At 67.9% G+C, this 2692-nt stretch carries 3 protein-coding genes; 2 read left to right on the top strand and 1 reads right to left on the bottom strand.

The genetic code is table 11. The features are described from left to right. Positions 1 to 322 (top strand): hypothetical protein (locus tag AC1D01_RS29025; RefSeq protein WP_477872592.1); only part of this gene is annotated, 322 nt, incomplete at its 5' end. Between the two features lie 250 nt (positions 323 to 572). On the opposite strand, the gene AC1D01_RS29030 is transcribed toward AC1D01_RS29025, so the two are convergent. Further along, entirely contained in the window at positions 573 to 1277 is a 705-nt protein-coding gene (locus tag AC1D01_RS29030; RefSeq protein ID WP_477872594.1) for a FadR/GntR family transcriptional regulator, read from the bottom strand. A gap of 172 nt (positions 1278 to 1449) precedes the next feature. Here AC1D01_RS29030 and AC1D01_RS29035 point away from each other — a divergent pair. Continuing rightward, the coding region (locus tag AC1D01_RS29035) for a sugar ABC transporter ATP-binding protein (protein WP_477872596.1) at positions 1450 to 2692 on the top strand (1243 nt) is incomplete at its 3' end.

The following is a 2692-nucleotide window of genomic DNA, read 5'->3' on the forward strand; positions in this document are numbered from 1 at the left end:
GGTGCTGGTGCTGGCGCGGGCGCGGGTGCGGGTGCGGGTGCGGGTGCGGGTGCGGGTGCAGGTGCAGGTGCAGGYGCAGGTGCAGGCGCAGGCGCAGGCGCAGGCGCAGGCGCAGGCGCAGGCGCAGGCGCAGGCGCAGGCGCAGGCGCGGGCGCGGGCGCAGGCGCAGGTGCGGGTGAGGGTGCCGACCCAACCGGTGCCGCAGCGGTGTCCGAGTCATGGCCTCCGCCGCAGGCAGACAGCACCATGGCGCACAGCAGTGCGCTTGTCGCAGTGGCGCGGTTGGGGCGGTTGGGGCGTTGGCTCGGCATGCTCATCGTGAAGATCCTGTTGCGTCAAAGTCAGTGCGGCACGCGCATGTCAGTCGACATGCGGCACCCTCGATTTCGGCGCTAGTGTCTGGGTCGCGATGGCAGGAAAACTGACGAAACTTGCGGAGTCGACGGATGCCACGGGGGGCGTTGGCGCAGCGAGACGCCATGCAACAGAATGCAAATCAACGTGGATCGGAAGACGCCGAATCGAGACCGCAAGTGCCGCAAATTGCGCCAGAGCGACGAAATTCGACGCCCTCAGGCTCCTCCGTCAGCACCGACCCAGCGTTCCTCTGACAGCTTGAGGTGCGTGTGCATCGCGGACTGGGCGGCCAGGGGGTCGCGCGCTTCGATGGCGCGAAGAATGGCCTCATGCTCCTTCAGCGCGAGGTTCCACGTGCGGGCGTTCTCGTAGCGTGAACTGATCTTGGCCGAGATCGGGCTGTGACGTTCGTCGAACAGCTCCGCCACGATCCGCACCATCACCGAGTTGCCGCTCATCTCGGCGATGGTCAGGTGGAACTGCCGGTCGTGGTCGATCGGTGTGCGGCGCTTGGCGACCTCGCTGCGCATGCCCTTGACGATCTCGCGCAGGCGCAGCAGCGCCGGCTCGGTTCCGTGTGCGCAAGCGAGCATGATCACCGAACCTTCGAACGCCGCACGCGCCTGCATGAGCTCGCTCGGGCTTTCGCCGAGCGCGGCCGTCGTCTCGGGCGCACGTTCCGCCCGCGGGCACACGTACACGCCGGATCCGCTGCGGATCTCCACGCTGCCTTCGACGTCGAGCGCGATCAAGGCTTCGCGCAGCGAGGGCCGCGACACACCCAGTTGCTGCGCCAGGTCGCGCTCCGGCGGCAGCCGCGTGCCGGTGTCGAAACCGCCTTGCTGGATGAGCTCGCGGATCTGATCGGCGATCTGCTGGTAGAGCCGGCGAGGCTCCACCTGCTTCAACTGGAGGGTCATGGCAGGTCCGGGAAATTGGCCTGACCATGATAGCGACATCGTTTGCCTGATGTCGCCCCGGACGCAGAAACGCACGGGCGTGTACAGGGAATGTCCCAGGTTCCCCGCAGCGTTTTGGTCAGGCCAAATCATAAATCGTTGGTCAGGTGGTTTGACCAAAAGGAGACACGACTTGCAGCTTCACGCAGCGTCAGCCCGCACGGTGGACTCGCCACGCCGCGCAGCGCCCGAACCCTTGCTGAGCCTGCATGGCATCGGCAAGCGATTCCTCGCCGTGACCGCGCTGCACGGCGTGAGCTTCGAGTTGCGCCGCGGCGAAGTGCATGCCGTGTGCGGCGAGAACGGTGCGGGCAAGTCGACGCTGATGAAGATCGTCAGCGGACAGCTGCAGCCCGACGAGGGCCACATCGCGTTCAAGGGCACGCGGACCCGCTTTGCGTCGACGCGCGAGGCCGAGGCGGCCGGCATCGCGATGATTCACCAGGAGCTCAACCTCGTGCCCCACCTGTCGGTGGCCGAGAACATCTTCCTGGCCCGCGAGCCGCGCCGGGGCTGGTGGATCGACCGGGCGAAACTGCAGGCCGGCGCGACCGCCTGCCTGCAGCGGCTGGGCGTGGACATCGCCCCGACTCAGCAGGTGCGCACGCTGTCGGTGGCGCAGCGACAGATGGTCGAGATCGCCAAGGCGCTGTCGCTGAATGCGGAAGTCCTCATCATGGACGAGCCCACCTCGTCGCTCACCGAGACGGAAACCGAACAACTCTTCAAGGTCATCCACGAGCTCAAGCGCGCCGGTGTCGGCGTGGTCTACATCTCGCATCGGCTCGACGAAATGGCGCACATCGTCGACCGCGTGACGGTGCTGCGCGATGGCCGCCACGTGAGCACCGACGACTTCGCCGCGACGACGGTCGACAGCATCGTCGAGCGGATGGTCGGCCGCCCGCTGGAAGACAAGTTCCCGCCCGCCACGCGGGTGCCGACCACCGAGGTCCTGATGTCGGTGCGCGGCCTGGCGCGCAAGCAGGTGTTCGAAGGCATCGGCTTCGAACTGCGGCGCGGAGAAATCCTCGGCTTTGCAGGGCTGCTGGGCGCCGGCCGCACCGAGGCCGCGCGAGCGGTCTTCGGCGCCGACCCGTCGGACGCCGGCGTCGTGCAGCTGGGCGACCAGGTGCTGCGCATCCGGTCGCCGCGCGACGCGATCCGCCACGGCATTGCCTACCTGTCGGAAGACCGCAAGCACGACGGCCTCGCGATCGACATGCCGCTGGTGCACAACGTCAGCATGGCCAACATGGCGGCGGTGTCGGGCCGTGCGGGCTTCATCCGCTTCAAGGAAGAAGAGGCGTCCGCCCGGCGCTTCGTCGACACGCTGGCCATCCGCACGCCGTCCGCGCGCCAGCTGGTGCGGCTGC

Source organism: Rhizobacter sp. P3_B12 (assembly GCF_056402895.1).